Below are 14,479 nucleotides of genomic sequence, written 5' to 3'. Positions count from 1 at the left end.
AGGTTTTCAGCCTTATATTTGTAACATAAATGTTACGGGGCCATCATTGACCAGATGTACCTGCATGTCGGCACCGAAACGCCCGCTTTCAACTGTACCGTGCAACGCCCTCGCCTGCCCCAACAAGTACTCGAAAAGCTCGGCACCCAGCGCCGGTGGTGCAGCGCTGGAGAAGCTCGGGCGCAATCCGCTCTGTGTATCAGCCGCCAGGGTGAACTGCGAGACCAGCAGCAAGCCGCCCTGAATGTCCTTGAGCGACAGGTTCATCTTGCCCTGCTCATCACTGAACACGCGGTAATTGAGCAGTTTGTGCAGCAGCTTGTCGGCATGGGCGCGGGTATCGCCCGGCTCGACTGCAACCAGCACCAGCAATCCCTGGTCGACCGCCCCGACAATCTCTGCGTCCACCTCAACGCGTGCGCTACGCACGCGCTGCAACAGGCCCTTCACGCTTCTTCCAGTGGCAAGTCCAGCAAACGCCGGGCCATTTGGTCGGCAGCACGCACCAGCGCATCGGTGATACCCGGCTCAGACGCCGCATGCCCTGCATCGCGAATCACCTTCAGCTCGCTGTTTGGCCAGGCCTGATGGAGCTCCCAAGCATTATCCAATGGGCAGATGACATCATAACGACCATGCACGATCACTGCAGGCAGGTGGGCGATCTTCGGCATGTCGCGAATCAGTTGGTCGGGCTCAAGGAATGCATTGTTCATGAAATAATGGCATTCGATCCGCGCAATAGACAACGCGCGCTGAGGCTCGGAGAAGCGGTCGACGACCAACGGGTTGGGCCGCAGGGTAGCGGTACGCCCTTCCCAGGTCGACCAGGCCTTGGCGGCATGCATCTGGGCAATTTGATCATTGCCGGTCAGGCGCTTGTGGAAAGCCTGGACCAGGTTGCCGCGTTCCTCGGCCGGAATCGGCGCGATGTAGTCCTGCCAGTAGTCAGGGAACAAGCGGCTGGCGCCACTCTGGTAGAACCACTCGATTTCCTGTGGGCGGCACAGAAAGATACCGCGCAGGATCAAACCCTGTACGCGTTCGGGGTGAGTCTGGGCATAGGCCAAGGCCAGGGTCGACCCCCAGGAGCCACCGAACACCACCCACTTGTCGATACCCAGGTGCTTGCGAATGCGCTCAAGGTCCTCGACCAAATGCCAGGTGGTGTTGTTCTCAAGGCTGGCATGCGGTGTCGAGCGCCCGCAGCCGCGCTGATCGAAGGTAATGATGCGGTACAGGTTCGGGTCGAAATAGCAGCGACTCTGTGCATCACACCCTGCTCCCGGCCCACCGTGGATAAACACCACCGGCAACCCCTCGGGCGAACCGCTCTCGTCAACATACAGCACATGCGGCGCCTCCACGGCCAGATCGTGTCGGGCGTAGGGTTTGATCTGCGGGTACAAGGTCTGCATTACGCACTCCGTGTGGGGGAATTATTCTGCCGTTGGGCATCATAAACCCGAATTGCGCTTTGAGCATGCCCCCCGCAACATCTGACACCGCATAAAACCGTTCACACTGCGTAGTGCGCCTTGCCCCAGGCCACTGCTGCGTTGAGCAGGCGTTCCAGCACCTGCTGGGTGGGTTGCGCCAGATCCTCGCGATAATGGAACGGCTCGACTTCCTCCATATAGGTAGTCTGCGCTAACTCCAGCTGTACCGCATGAATGTGCCTGGCCGGGTCACCATAGTGACGGGTGATATGCCCACCCTTGAAGCGCCCGTTCAGCACATGGCTGTAACCCTCGGCGCAAGCGCACACCGCTTGCAACTGCTCGGCGAGTTGCGGGTCGCAGCTGGCCCCATTGAACGTGCCCAGGTTGAAGTCCGGCAGCGTGCCGTCGAACAGGTGCGGGACGTGCGAGCGGATCGAGTGGGCATCCCACAGCAGCGCGTAGCCGAACTGCTCACGCAGACGCGCCAGTTCCTGGCGCAAGGTGTCGTGATACGGGCGCCAGATACGCTCCAGATAGTCAGCTCGCTCGCGGGCCGATGGCGTCAGCCCGTCCTTGAACAACGGCGTACCGTCGAACAGGGTGGCCGGGTACAGCCCGGTGGTGGCACCGGTATACAGCGGCTGGTCATCGTCTGGACGGTTGAGGTCGATGACAAACCGCGAATATTCGGCGGAAACAATGCTGGCGCCCATGCTCACCGCAAAGTCATACAACCGTGGAATGTGCCAATCGGTATCCGGCAGGCTGCGTGCCGGTTCGATCAGGCCGGCCTCGACTGCCGGTGTCAAACGCACGCCGGCATGGGGCATGCTGATCAATAGCGGCAAGGTGCCTTGGTGAAAGTTCAGAACCTTATCCATAAAGACGCTCTTCAAAAATGGGTTTCAAGGCCATGGCGAATGACCCGCTTGGGTAAGTCGCCGCCCAACCAATAGGACAGGTCGGCAGGACGCTCGATGTCCCAGGCGATGAAATCGGCGACCTTGCCCACTTCCAGCGACCCGTGACTGTCGCCCAGCCCAAGGGCGCGGGCAGCATGCAGGGTCACCCCGGCCAGGGCTTCTTCCGGCGTCATGCGGAACAGCGTACAGGCCATGTTCATCATTAGACGCAACGACAGCCCTGGCGAGGTCCCGGGGTTGAGGTCGGTGGCGATGGCGATCTTCACACCGTGCTTGCGCAAAGCGTCCATCGGCGGCAGCTGGGTTTCACGCAGGAAGTAGAAAGCGCCGGGCAACAGCACCGCAACGGTGCCGGCTGCCGCCATGGCGATGGCGTCCTCCTCGGTCATGAACTCCAGGTGATCCGCCGACAATGCCTGATAGCGCGCCGCCAAGCTGGAGCCGTGCAGCGACGACAGTTGTTCGGCATGCAATTTGACCGGCAGGCACAATTCACGGGCTTTTATAAACACCCGCTCGACCTGGGCCGGGGAAAACGCCAGGTATTCACAGAACGCATCCACGGCGTCGACCAGCCCCTCAGCGGCCAGAGCCGGGAGCATTTCAGTGCAGATGTGTTCAATGTAGTCGTCTGCCCGACCGGCGAACTCCGGCGGCATGGCGTGCGCCGCCAGGCAGGTACCGCGCACCGTCACCGGCAACTCAGCGCCCAGCCGACGAATGACCCGGAGCAACTTGCGCTCACTGGCCAGGTCCAGGCCATACCCGGACTTGATTTCGACGGTGGTCACGCCATCGCGCAACAAGGCCTGCAGGCGTTGCCGAGCGCTGGCGTACAACTGTTCTTCCGTAGCGGCGCGCGTAGCGCGCACGGTGCTGGCGATACCACCACCCTGGGCGGCGATATCGGCATAGCTGACACCTTGCAAGCGTTGCTCGAACTCGCCACTGCGGTTACCGCCGAACACGGTATGGGTGTGGCAGTCGATCAGGCCCGGGGTTACCCAGGCACCGTTAAGCTCGACCACCCTGGCATCTGCCGTGACCGGCAGGGACTGGCGCGGGCCGATCCACTCGATCCGCTCGCCGGACGTCAAAATCGCCGCATCCTCGATGATCGAGTAAACACCTTGCGCCATGCTTGCCACATGGCAGTGCTGCCAGAGGGTTTTCATGCACCGTCTCCGTGACTATCGTTGAGTGTTGGACAATACCTGAGCAGGCGCCACAGCCACGCGCGGCTTGCACCAGAGCAGGTAAGAGGCAACCAGGAACACCACCCAGACCACGCCGACGAGCAGCGCTGCCTGTGTATCCGGGAAATAACCCAGCACACCGAAGATGAACACCATGAAGGCGATCGCTGCCGCTGGACCATAGGGCCAGAACGGTACCGGGAACTTCAGTTGCGCGGCTTCTTCACGGCTCATGCTGCGACGCATGGCGACCTGGGTCACCAGAATCATCAGCCAGACCCATACCGTGGCGAACGTGGCAATGGAGGCGATCAGCAGGAAGACGTTTTCCGGGATCAGGTAGTTCAGCACGACGCCGCTCAGCAGTGCCACACCCATGACCAGTACGGTCATCCATGGCACACCTTGACAGGAAACCTTGGCGAACCCCTTCGGTGCCTGACCTTGCTGAGCCAAGCCGTACATCATGCGCCCAGCGGCAAAAATATCGCTGTTGATCGCCGATACCGCCGCCGAGATCACCACAATATTCAGTACAGCTGCAGCCGAACCGATCCCCAGATTGCTGAAAATCTGTACGAACGGGCTACCTTGGGTACCGATCTGCGGCCACGGGTAGAGGCACATCAGGACGAACAGGGTCAGCACATAGAACAGCAGTATCCGCAGCGGAACAGCATTGATCGCCTTGGGCAGCACGCGCTGAGGGTCTTTCGCTTCACCGGCAGTGATACCGATGATCTCGATACCGCCAAAGGCAAACATCACCACAGCAAACGAGGCGATCAGGCCGCTCACGCCATTGGGCATGAAGCCGCCGTGGGCCGTCAGGTTGGCGATACCACTGACCGTGTCGCCATTGGCGCTGCCCAGCCCGAAGAGCATGATGCCGAAGCCGGCCAGGATCATCGCGACGATGGCAACGACCTTGAGCAGCGACAGCCAGAACTCCATCTCGCCGTAGACCTTGACGTTGCACAGGTTCAGCCCGCCGATCAGGAAGACAATACCCAGCACCCAGATCCAGCGCGCGACTTCGGGGAACCAGAAGCCCATGTAAATGCCGAAGGCCGTCACGTCGGCCAAACAGACAATGACCATTTCAAATGCGTAGGTCCAGCCGAGCACAAACCCGGCCATCGGCCCCAGATAGGTGGAGGCATATTGACCGAACGAGCCCGAAACCGGGTTGTGTACGGCCATTTCCCCCAGGGCGCGCATGACCATGAAGACGGCAGCACCGCCGATCAGGTAGGCCAGCAGCACTGCCGGGCCCGCCATCTGGATCGCCGAAGCAGAGCCGTAGAACAGGCCCGTACCAATGGCCGAGCCCAGGGCCATGAAACGAATATGGCGAGCCGTTAGCCCGCGTTTGAGTCCTTGCGATTGAGATTGCATTTCGCGGTCCTGATTATTTTTGTAGGCGAAAAGCGGTACGAGCCCTTTCGGGCCCGTACGGCAAAGGCGATATCAGCCCAACGGATCAGAGGCTCGGCAGAACGCCAGCCGGCAGCAGACCGTTCAAGTGCCCTTCAGCCAGCAAGGCGCTGGCTGCCTCGATGTCCGGCGCGAAGAACCGGTCCTTTTCGTAATAAGCGACCTTGCTGCGCAGCAGTTGACGAGCCGTTTCCAGCTTCGGCGAGGTCTTCAGCCCTTCACGCAGGTCCAGGCCCTGGCAGGCGGCCAGCCATTCCACGGCGAGGATGCCGCGAACGTTGTCAGCCATTTCCCAGAGGCGCTTGCCAGCAGCCGGCGCCATCGACACGTGGTCTTCCTGGTTGGCCGAGGTCGGCAGGCTGTCGACACTGTGCGGGTGAGCCAGGGCCTTGTTCTCGCTGGCCAGCGCTGCTGCCGTGACCTGCGCGATCATGAAGCCGGAGTTGACCCCACCATTGGCCACCAGGAACGGTGGCAGCTGCGACATGTGCTTGTCCATCATCAGCGAGATACGGCGCTCGCTCAGCGAGCCGATCTCGGCAATGGCCAAGGCCATGTTGTCGGCAGCCATGGCCACCGGTTCGGCGTGGAAGTTGCCGCCGGAAATCACGTCGCCCTCTTTGGCGAATACCAGTGGGTTGTCCGATACGGCGTTGGCTTCGATGACCAGTACTTCGGCCGCCTGACGGAACTGGGTCAGGCAAGCCCCCATGACCTGAGGCTGGCAACGCAGCGAGTATGGGTCCTGGACCTTGCCGCAATTCTCATGGGACGCCGAGACTTCACTGCCGTCACCCAGCAGGTCACGGTAGCAGGCCGCTGCGTCGATTTGACCGCGCTGACCACGGGCGGCGTGAATCCGCGGGTCGAAAGGCGAACGCGAACCGAGCACGGCTTCAACGGTCAGGCCACCGCAGGCCATGGCCGCTGCGAACAGGTCTTCACCCTGGAACAGGCCACGCAGCGCGTAGGCCGTGGACGCCTGGGTACCGTTGAGCAGGGCCAGGCCCTCCTTGGCAGCCAGGGTCAGCGGTTCAAGCCCTGCTACTGCCAGTGCTTCGGTCGCCGACAGCCACTGGCCTTTATGACGAGCCTTGCCCTCGCCCAGCAGAACCAGCGACATGTGCGCCAGCGGCGCCAGGTCACCGGATGCCCCCACCGAACCCTTGAGCGGGATGTGCGGGTAAACCTCGGCGTTGATCAGCGCGATCAGCGCATCGATGACCTTGCGGCGGATGCCCGAGAAACCACGGCTCAGGCTGTTGACCTTGAGCACCATGATCAGGCGCACCAGCTCATCGCAGATCGGCTCGCCGACACCTGCGGCGTGAGACAGCACCAGCGAGCGCTGCAGGTTTTCCAGGTCATGGCTGGCGATACGGGTCGACGCCAACAGGCCAAAACCCGTGTTGATGCCGTAGGCGGTACGGTTTTCCGCAAGAATCTGCTCGACGCAGGCAACGCTGTCGTCGATCTGCTGGTCGGCGCTGGCATCCAGCTTCAGTTTCAGCGGGTTCTTGTAGATGGCACGCAGCTGAGCCAAGGTCAGGGTGCCAGGCTTCAGGGTCAATTCAGTCACGTTGTTGCTCCGCTACAGAGAGGCGATTACGCCTGTCGTTAATTCAGTATCAACCATTGCGCGCCAATCAGCGCGTAATCATCGGCAGGTTCAGGCCTTGTTCCTTGGCGCAATCGATGGCGATCTGATAACCGGCATCGGCATGGCGCATCACGCCAGTGGCCGGGTCGTTGGTCAGAACGCGAGCGATTCGCTCGGCTGCCTCGTCGGTACCGTCACAGACGATGACCATGCCGGAGTGCTGCGAGAAGCCCATGCCGACACCGCCGCCGTGGTGCAGCGAGACCCAGGTCGCGCCGCTGGCGGTGTTGAGCAGTGCGTTGAGCAATGGCCAGTCGGACACAGCGTCGGAGCCATCCATCATCGATTCGGTTTCGCGGTTCGGGCTCGACACAGAGCCCGAGTCCAGGTGGTCACGACCAATCACGATCGGTGCCGACAACTCGCCGCGGCGAACCATCTCGTTGAAGGCCAGACCCAGCTTGGCCCGCTGCCCCAGACCAACCCAGCAGATACGTGCTGGCAGGCCCTGGAAGCTGATGCGCTCACGGGCCATTTCCAGCCAGTTATGCAGATGCGCATCGTCCGGGATCAGTTCCTTGACCTTGGCGTCGGTCTTGTAGATGTCTTCGGCGTTACCCGACAGGGCCGCCCAGCGGAACGGGCCGATACCACGGCAGAACAACGGGCGAATATAGGCCGGTACGAAGCCTGGGAAGTCGAATGCGTTTTCTACGCCTTCTTCCTTGGCCATCTGACGGATGTTGTTGCCGTAGTCGAAGGTCGGAATGCCCTGCTTCTGGAAATCGAGCATGGCCTGCACGTGTACGGCCATCGACTGCTTGGCCGCCTTGACCACGGCAGCCGGCTCGGTTTGTGCGCGGTCACGGTACTGTTCCCAGGTCCAGCCTGCTGGCAGGTAGCCGTTGAGCGGGTCATGGGCGCTGGTCTGGTCGGTGACCATGTCTGGACGCACACCGCGCTTGACCAGTTCGGGCAGGATTTCAGCCGCGTTGCCGTGCAGGGCAATGGAGATGGCTTTGCCTTCAGCGGTGTACTTGGCAATGCGCGCCAAGGCGTCGTCCAGGTCGTTGGCCTGTTCGTCGACATAGCGGGTGCTAAGGCGGAAGTCGATGCGGCTCTGCTGGCATTCGATGTTCAGCGAGCAGGCACCGGCCAGGGTTGCAGCCAGCGGCTGCGCGCCACCCATGCCACCCAGGCCGGCGGTCAGTACCCACTTGCCCTTGAGGCTGCCGTTGTAGTGCTGGCGGCCGGCCTCGACGAAGGTTTCATAGGTGCCTTGAACGATGCCCTGGCTACCGATGTAGATCCAGCTGCCAGCCGTCATCTGGCCGTACATGGCCAGGCCCTTGGCATCCAGTTCGTTGAAGTGCTCCCACGTGGCCCAGTGCGGCACCAGGTTGGAGTTGGCGATCAACACGCGTGGGGCGTTGGCGTGGGTCTTGAACACGCCGACCGGCTTGCCGGACTGCACCAGCAGGGTTTCGTCGTCGTTCAGGTTGGTCAGGCTCTCGACGATCTTGTCGTAGCACTCCCAGTTACGCGCCGCACGGCCAATGCCGCCGTACACCACCAGCTCTTTCGGGTTTTCCGCGACTTCAGGGTCGAGGTTGTTCATCAGCATGCGCAGCGGCGCTTCGGTCAGCCAGCTTTTGGCGGTCAGCGTAGTGCCGCGCGGGGCGCGAATTTCGACGTCACGGAATTTGTTCATGTTCTTGTCAGTCACGGTAACGGCTCCTCAAGCGATCGATCCCGCCCAACCCAGGCTGTGGGCGAGCGTGCCAGCGGTGGCAGGCAAATTCGGGATGGCAGCAGGGCTGCCATGCACACTCATACAAACACATATTTACTTGTATGTACAAGCATAGGCAATTGAAGTGCCAACTTCTCCGACGAACTGCCACAGAGGCACGCCACGGCCAACGCAGCGCAAGAAATCCGGGGTTCTGGCAGCAAAAGAAAACGTATGGGAGGGGGACAGGGGTGCAGAACAACGCCGTCAGACAAGGTGGCGTTGCACCACCTTGGGTCAATCAGTAACACACCCGCGCGCAACTCATCAGTAACCGCGGTAACAATCTCAGCAGTGGCTCAGCTCGATCAGGCAGCAGTGGCCACTCAGCTCAAGCGCCTGCAACCCCGCATTTCCTTCGACCTGCACGCAGTCGTGGCGCGACAGCGTCTGCACCGCATGCCCGCCCAACGCGGCACGAACCTGCTCGCCAGCAGCGAAGACCAACAGCGTCTGCGCCGAACTGAAGAGACGACTCTCACCCTCAAGCCATTGCAGGCGAGCGCGGTAACGCTGCGGCGCATAGATCAGGTTGAAATCGCGGATCGGCCCACCCAACAAGCGGCAGCTCACCTGACTTTCACCCGAGAACATGAAGGCATCGAAGGGCAGCAGTGCACGACTTGCCTCGCCATCGACCTGCAGCACCATGCCATCACCTTGCAGCACGGTGATGATCCGCTGGTATCCGGCAAAGCTGGAGAAGCCACCCGACTCGGCAATATCGGCAATCGAAAGACGCCAGCCAAAGCCCTCAAGGCCCTCTCCGGCGTCACGGGCGATTTCTTCGGTGCTGCCACCACCATTCTTCCAGGGCATGCGGGGGTAATTGACCGCGCGAAGTACCTGCATCTGACTCATTTACTGAAACGTCCTTCCAAGCGATGACGGGAACCAGGGTGAATCAAACGTGCCGCCGTCACCGGCTGACGGCCGGACCACGTGCGACGGCGAATCAGCAGGCACGGCTCGCCCTGCTCGATCTGCAGCAGGCGACATTCCTCCGGCTCAGCCAGAATCGCCTCGACCACATGCTCGCCCTCGGTCAGGGGTGCCACCTGGGACAGGTAGGCATAAGGGGTCTGCACGGTGAAATCCTGCTTGAGGTAGTCCGGTGCAACCTGGGCATTGACGAAGCGGTCTTCGATTTGCACCGGAATGTCGTTCTCGTAATGCACGATCAACGAATGGAACACCCGCTGACCTTCGCGCATATCCAGTGCCAACGCCCGCTCGGAGCCGGCAGCCTCTTCAGCCAGGGTCACCACCTTGCAGGTGTGTTTGTGCCCCCGCGCGGCGATCTCGTCTGCAATGTTATTGACGTCGAACAATGCGGAACGGGTCTTGGGCTCGGCAACAAAGGTCCCGACGCCCTGCATGCGCACCAACAGCCCCTCGGCTGTCAGCTCGCGCAGTGCGCGGTTGATGGTCATGCGACTGAAGCCCAGCTCACTGACCAGTTCGCTTTCCGACGGCACACGGTGGTGCGGTGGCCAGCTACCGTTCTTGATTTGCTGGGCAATCATTTGCTTGACCCGGGCATACAGCGGCGCCGGCCCCTCGCCCATTTGGGCAACCAGCGCGGAGACAGGTGGTGTCGGCACGTCGAGATCCTTGTTCAAAATGAGTACTCCATAGATTGCCGGAGTTTACCCAGCAGGCAAACGTCTGTATATGTATATACAAATAAACAAAACGAGGTGCCGTGTCGATGTCCGTCTTCTTTGCCGAACGTGCTTTGCTGCCTACCGGCTGGGCCAACAATGTCCGCATCGAGGTCGGTACCGACGGCCGAATCGGCCGCGTCCATACCGATGCCTCGGCCGAGGGCGCCGAACGCGTGGCAGGCCCACTGCTGCCGGGTATGCCAAACCTGCACTCACATGCCTTCCAGCGCGCCATGGCTGGCTTGGCTGAAGTGGTTGGCAACCCCAATGACAGCTTCTGGACCTGGCGCGAACTGATGTACCGCATGGTCGGCCAGATCAGCCCGGAACAACTGGAAGTGATTGCCCGCCAGTTGTACATCGAGATGCTCAAGGCCGGATACACCTCGGTCGCCGAGTTCCACTACGTGCACCACGATGCTGATGGCACTCCCTATGCCGACCCGACTGAACTGTCCCAGCGTATCAGCCAGGCTGCCAGCCACAGCGGCATCGGCCTGACCCTGCTCCCCGTGCTCTACAGCCATTCAGGTTTCGGTGGCCAAGCGCCCACCGATGGGCAGCGCCGCTTTATCAACAGCACCGAGCAGTATCTGCGACTACACGAGCGCCTGGCACCGCTGCTGGCGCAGCAACCCGCGCAACATTTGGGGCTGTGCTTCCACTCGCTGCGCGCCGTCACCCCGCAACAGATCGCTCAGGTCATGGCCGCCAGCGACCCACACTGCCCTGTGCACATACACATTGCCGAGCAACAGAAAGAAGTCGACGACTGCCTGGCTTGGAGCGGCCGACGCCCACTGCAATGGTTGTACGAGAACACCGAGGTTGATCAGCGCTGGTGCCTGGTCCATGCCACCCACGCCGAAGCCGACGAAGTCGCGCTGATGGCGGCCAGCGGCGCGGTAGCTGGATTGTGCCTGACCACCGAGGCCAACCTGGGCGACGGCATCTTCCCTGCAGTCGACTACCTGGCCCGTGGCGGTCGCCTGGGTATTGGCTCGGACAGCCATGTTTCGCTCAGCGTGGTGGAAGAACTGCGCTGGCTCGAATACGGCCAACGCCTGCGCGACCAGCGACGCAACCGACTGTACCGCGCGGAGCAGCCGATGGTTGGGCGCACGCTGTTCGATGCAGCCCTCAGTGGCGGAGCACAAGCGCTGGGGCAGCCGGTGGGTACGCTGGCAGAAGGTCACCGCGCCGACTGGCTGGTGCTCGATGGCAACGACCCCTACCTGGCAACGGCCAAGGGCGACGGCATCCTCAATCGCTGGCTGTTTGCCGGAGGCGATCGTCAGGTCCGCGATGTGATGGTCAACGGCAAATGGGTGGTACGCCAAGGCCATCATGCCGCCGAAGAACAGACCGCCCAGGCCTTTACCCGTGTGCTGAGAGAACTGTTGGGCTGACGCTGGAGTTGATGCTGGGGCCAGCCAGGCAAGCAATCACGGCCGCCTGGCAATATCCCGATCAGACACCCGCCAGATCAAGCGCGTCGTGTCGTACCCCTGCTGGCGTGCCTTGGCCAGCAGGCTTTCGCGCTCATAGGCCGGCACCGTCGGCTTGCGCGAGAGCAGCCAGAGGTAACGCCGGTTCGGGTTGCCAACCAGTGCGGTCTGGTAGTCATCGTCGAGGTACAGCACCCAATAGTCGCCCTTGGCGACGCCCGGCAGCAGTCTCGAGAACCAGTTATCAAACTCGACCCAGAGCTTGTCGGTCTTGCCTGGCACCTGTGGCGTGGCGGTACCGCTTGCCTCCTGCCACTCCCCTTCTAAGGTGCGACAGCGATTGAGAACGCCGACATTGCCATCTGGCTTGAGGCTGTAATGCGCTTCAGATTGCGCACAATCACGCTGGAAGAACATGGGCAAACGCGCCAGTTCATACCACGTGCCCTGGTAGCGCTTGAGGTCGACACGCTCGACTGTCTTGGGCGGCAGTGGCCCGCTATCAGAGTGCGCGCAACCGCCAAGAAGCAGAGCCGCGCTCAGCCCCAGCAGGTGAGAGAGTCGTTTCATTTGAGCCCCTGTCCTGAGTACATCAACACATTGTCACCCGCAAACTGGATACTGATGAAGGTGTCTTTGTCACCCCAGGTACAGCTGGAGATGCCCAACGCACCTGAGCAATCAGTTGGCTTGCCGAGCAGCTTTTCAACGTCGACCTTTGCCATGCCCGCCTTGAGCCGTGAGTAGTTTTCCTGATTGATTTTGTTGCACGCAGTCAGAAACACGCACAAGGACAACAGAGCGAGGGAACGCAACGACATGAAAGGTCACTCCTGAACATGAGGGGGCTGGGCGGATAGCCTGCCATCAGCTTAGAAGGGGAAAAGCCCCTGTGGTTCCCCGCAGTAGAACATTGATCGATGACGTTGGTCGGCTCAGGTGAAATGAGCATTAATCTTTTTTACCGCTTGGACGACACCTAGAGTGCGCTGCGACCTTTTGCCGCGCCCTCACCATTGATTCGCCTTGCGTAAAAAGACCTCGTAATGACCAAAAACCTGAAGTTCAGCCACAAGATCCTTCTCGCTGCCGCCCTTGTGGTCGTCGTCGCCTTCTCCGGCTTTATCCTGTTCAACGATTACCGGCAACGCGAGGCCCTGCGCGACAGCACCGAAGCATCGATGCAGGAACTGGGCAGCCTGACCACCAGCAACATCCAGAACTGGCTAGGCAGCCGTATTCAGATCCTGAATTCTCTGGCTCAGCAAATTGCCGTGGACGGCACCCAAAAAGACAGCCTGACACGCAGCATTGAGTTACCGGTCTATAGCGATAACTTCCTGATGACCTACTTCGGTGGCGAGGATGGCAGCATGTTGTCAGTGCCTGCCGGAAACCGTGCAGCCGACTATGACCCACGCGCCCGAGGCTGGTACAAGGCTGCCAGCAACGCCAACAGCACCATTATCACCGAGCCCTATGTATCGGCCTCCATGGGCAAGCTGGTCATTACCATTGCGACCCCGGTGCAGCATGATGGCCGGCGGGTTGGGGTGACGGGTGCCGATACAGGCCTGGACACCATCAGTTCGATCATCAACGCCTTGAACTTCGATGGGCATGGCCGCGCGTTCATCGTCGGCAGCGACGGCAAGATCCTGATCCACCCGGACAGCTCGTTGAACCTGAAGACACTGGCCGATGTGTACCCACAAGGTGCACCGACTATTGGCAGCGGGCTCAAGGAAGTTGAAGTCAATGGGCACAAGAAGTTCATCAGCTTCACGCAGGTCAGCGGCATTCCGTCGGTCAACTGGTACGTCGCACTGGAACTGGACCAAGAGGCGGCCTTTGCCATGCTCGGCGAGTTCCGTACCTCGGCGATGATTGCCATGGCGATTGCCGTGCTGATCATCATCGGCCTGCTCGGCATGCTGATTCGCGTGCTGATGGAGCCGTTGCATGTGATGGGCCGTGCGATGCACGACATTGCCGAAGGCGAAGGCGACCTGACCAAGCGGCTGCGCATCCATGCTCAGGACGAATTCGGTGCATTGGGGCAGTCGTTCAATCGCTTTGTCGAACGTATCCACGAGTCGATCCGCGAAGTGTCCTCGGCTACCGGTCAGGTCAATGAAGTAGCCACCCGCGTGGTCAGCGCCTCGAACGCCTCGATTCAGAATGCCGACCAGCAGGCCAGCCGGACCAACAGTGTTGCTGCAGCCATCAACCAGCTCGGCGCCGCCGCACAGGAGATCGCGCAAAACGCCGCGCTAGCGTCGCAACACTCCAGTGAAGCGCGCAACCTGGCCGAAGACGGTCAGCAGGTGGTTGATCAAACCATTTCGGTGATGAATCAGCTGTCGACGAAGATCAGCGACTCCTGCGGCAATATCGAAACCCTGAACGCCAACACGGTGAACATCGGGCAAATCCTCGACGTCATCAGTGGCATTTCCCAACAGACCAACCTGCTGGCGCTTAACGCTGCCATCGAAGCAGCGCGTGCCGGTGAGGCCGGGCGTGGTTTCGCGGTGGTGGCCGATGAAGTACGTAACCTTGCCCACCGTACCCAGGACTCAGCACAGCAGGTACAACGGATCATCGAAGAACTGCAGAGCGGGGCGCGGGATGCGGTCAACACCATGACCGAAAGCCAGAGCCAGAGTGAACGCAGTGTCGGTATCGCCAACCAGGCCGGCGAGCGCCTGGGCAGCGTGACCCAGCGGATCAGCGAGATCGATGGCATGAATCAATCGGTCGCTACGGCCACCGAGGAGCAGACCGCCGTGGTGGAGTCGATCAACGTCGACATCACCGAGATCAACACGCTGAATCAGGAAGGGGTGCAAAACCTGCAAACCACACTGCAGGCGTGCAATGACCTGGAGCACCAGGCCACACGCTTGAAGCATCTGGTCGGCAGTTTCAGGATCTAAACAGCGCTGCATCGCCGGCCAGGCCGGCGATGCGC

At 61.0% G+C, this 14,479-nt stretch carries 13 protein-coding genes and 1 pseudogene; 3 read left to right on the top strand and 11 right to left on the bottom strand.

Annotated elements, in window-relative coordinates:
• Nucleotides 1-12: 12 nt before the first annotated feature.
• From dtd to hutC, 9 genes are all read right to left on the bottom strand, one after another.
• Nucleotides 13-450, bottom strand: a complete 438-nt coding sequence (gene dtd, locus ACZ9H3_RS17245; protein ID WP_476221673.1) for a D-aminoacyl-tRNA deacylase — start codon at nucleotides 448-450, stop codon at nucleotides 13-15.
• Complete coding sequence (gene pip, locus ACZ9H3_RS17240; RefSeq protein WP_102052686.1) at nucleotides 447-1,418, bottom strand: prolyl aminopeptidase; 972 nt, start codon at nucleotides 1,416-1,418, stop codon at nucleotides 447-449. The genes dtd and pip overlap by 4 nt, the downstream gene beginning before the upstream one ends.
• A 101-nt stretch (nucleotides 1,419-1,519) precedes the next feature.
• Entirely contained in the window at nucleotides 1,520-2,323 is an 804-nt protein-coding gene (gene hutG, locus ACZ9H3_RS17235; RefSeq protein WP_330522251.1) for an N-formylglutamate deformylase, read from the bottom strand.
• An 11-nt stretch (nucleotides 2,324-2,334) separates the two neighbouring features.
• Nucleotides 2,335-3,540, bottom strand: a complete 1,206-nt coding sequence (hutI, locus tag ACZ9H3_RS17230) for an imidazolonepropionase (protein ID WP_476221670.1) — start codon at nucleotides 3,538-3,540, stop codon at nucleotides 2,335-2,337.
• Nucleotides 3,541-3,555: 15 nt separating this feature from the next.
• The gene (locus ACZ9H3_RS17225) at nucleotides 3,556-4,959 is read right to left on the bottom strand and encodes an amino acid permease (protein ID WP_476221668.1); all 1,404 of its coding nucleotides are present in this window, start codon (nucleotides 4,957-4,959) and stop codon (nucleotides 3,556-3,558) included.
• A gap of 85 nt (nucleotides 4,960-5,044) precedes the next feature.
• Nucleotides 5,045-6,577: a histidine ammonia-lyase gene (gene hutH / locus ACZ9H3_RS17220; RefSeq protein WP_476221666.1), complete on the bottom strand. Its 1,533-nt coding sequence runs from the start codon at nucleotides 6,575-6,577 to the stop codon at nucleotides 5,045-5,047.
• Between the two features lie 67 nt (nucleotides 6,578-6,644).
• Nucleotides 6,645-8,309, bottom strand: a complete 1,665-nt coding sequence (hutU, locus tag ACZ9H3_RS17215; protein ID WP_176717446.1) for a urocanate hydratase — start codon at nucleotides 8,307-8,309, stop codon at nucleotides 6,645-6,647.
• 369 nt (nucleotides 8,310-8,678) lie between these two features.
• Nucleotides 8,679-9,251, bottom strand: coding sequence for a HutD/Ves family protein (locus ACZ9H3_RS17210; RefSeq protein WP_476221665.1), 573 nt, complete (start codon nucleotides 9,249-9,251; stop codon nucleotides 8,679-8,681).
• Complete coding sequence (gene hutC / locus ACZ9H3_RS17205) at nucleotides 9,248-9,958, bottom strand: histidine utilization repressor (protein ID WP_176717445.1); 711 nt, start codon at nucleotides 9,956-9,958, stop codon at nucleotides 9,248-9,250. Before hutC ends, ACZ9H3_RS17210 begins: the two co-directional genes overlap by 4 nt.
• 143 nt (nucleotides 9,959-10,101) lie before the next feature.
• On the opposite strand from hutC, the gene ACZ9H3_RS17200 reads away from it, so the two are divergent.
• On the top strand, nucleotides 10,102-11,466 hold the full coding sequence (locus ACZ9H3_RS17200) for a formimidoylglutamate deiminase (RefSeq protein WP_454240572.1): 1,365 nt from the start codon (nucleotides 10,102-10,104) through the stop codon (nucleotides 11,464-11,466).
• Between the two features lie 36 nt (nucleotides 11,467-11,502).
• Here the strand turns inward: ACZ9H3_RS17200 and ACZ9H3_RS17195 are convergent, their stop codons facing one another.
• Entirely contained in the window at nucleotides 11,503-12,075 is a 573-nt protein-coding gene (locus tag ACZ9H3_RS17195) for a lipocalin family protein (RefSeq protein ID WP_476221663.1), read from the bottom strand.
• The gene (locus tag ACZ9H3_RS17190; RefSeq protein ID WP_065760637.1) at nucleotides 12,072-12,326 is read right to left on the bottom strand and encodes a hypothetical protein; all 255 of its coding nucleotides are present in this window, start codon (nucleotides 12,324-12,326) and stop codon (nucleotides 12,072-12,074) included. The genes ACZ9H3_RS17195 and ACZ9H3_RS17190 overlap by 4 nt, the downstream gene beginning before the upstream one ends.
• A 225-nt stretch (nucleotides 12,327-12,551) precedes the next feature.
• Between ACZ9H3_RS17190 and ACZ9H3_RS17185 the strand changes: the two are divergent.
• Nucleotides 12,552-13,589: pseudogene (locus ACZ9H3_RS17185) on the top strand (HAMP domain-containing protein); the annotation flags it as partial.
• Between the two features lie 24 nt (nucleotides 13,590-13,613).
• Nucleotides 13,614-14,444: a methyl-accepting chemotaxis protein gene (locus tag ACZ9H3_RS17180; protein ID WP_371918252.1), complete on the top strand. Its 831-nt coding sequence runs from the start codon at nucleotides 13,614-13,616 to the stop codon at nucleotides 14,442-14,444.
• The last annotated feature ends 35 nt before the right edge of the window (nucleotides 14,445-14,479 follow it).

It is taken from the genome of Pseudomonas sp. TE3910, from assembly GCF_056279025.1.
The sequence above is the reverse complement of the archived record's forward strand: the minus strand, read 5'-3'. Positions and strand labels throughout refer to the sequence as shown.